General features: G+C 64.8%; 1 protein-coding gene. It reads right to left on the bottom strand.

Features of this window, described 5'->3' with window-relative positions; translation table 11 throughout:
• On the bottom strand, positions 1 to 927 hold a 927-nt coding region (locus AHiyo1_RS08115), incomplete at both ends, for an MFS transporter (RefSeq protein WP_113990595.1).

Here is a 927-nt window from a genome sequence, read left to right as displayed (position 1 = left end):
CACGGCTCCGGCGAGCGTCTCCCTCGAGCGTTCGCCCGCGTGGCCGGACAATTCGCCAGGAAGCAACAAGTGGTGTTGGTAGGACGCGGTCAGGATGGAGCCAAGCACGGCTGTGCCCAGCAATGATCCGAGTTCGTAACCCGTTTCGGAGATCGCCGATGCAGCACCCGCTTTATCGGCGGGAACCGCGCCGAGGATCAGGTCATTGGAGATGGTCTCCGCTGAGCCGACCCCGATGGCCAGCAGCAGGAGTGCCGTCAAAAGGTACCCTGGCCCCTGGCTGTGGTTGCCCAGGGCGGCCACCAGGTATCCCACTGCGCTCAGTGCCAGGCCCGATGCCACCACCAGGCCCGGGCGGATCCGCTTGACCAGCGGAACCACCACCAGGCCCGCCACGATGGTGGCAAGCAGGGCCGGAACCATCGCGATCCCCGCCTGCATGGGGGATTGGCCTTCCACGAGCTGCAAGTGCTGCGCGAAGAAGTAGATGAAGCCGGTCATGGAGAACAAGGACAAGACGTTGGCCGTGATGGCCGTGCTGAAGACCTTGTTCCGGAAAAGCCGAACGTCCAACATAGGCGATGCCAATGAGCGCTGCCTGCGGACGAAGACAATTCCCATGGCCAGGCCGAACGCCATGAAGGCCGCGGGTCCGGGGCCAAAACCGTGCACGGCGGCCTCCTTGATGCCATAAACCACCGGGGCCATGGTGAAGATGGAGAGCACGACGCTGGGAAGGTCGGGCTTTCCCGGATTGCGGTCCTTGGACTCGGGGATGAGGAAGGGGCCGAAGGCGAGCAGCGGCAGCAAAAGTGGTACGGCAACCAGGAACACGGCTCCCCACCAGAAATGCTCCACGAGCCAACCACCGAAGATCGGCCCGAGCGCGGCGCCGCCGGAGAATCCCGCTGCCCACACGGCCACGGC

Source organism: Arthrobacter sp. Hiyo1, from assembly GCF_001263615.2.
Taxonomy (GTDB): domain Bacteria; phylum Actinomycetota; class Actinomycetes; order Actinomycetales; family Micrococcaceae; genus Arthrobacter.
The sequence above is the reverse complement of the archived record's forward strand: the minus strand, read 5'-3'. Positions and strand labels throughout refer to the sequence as shown.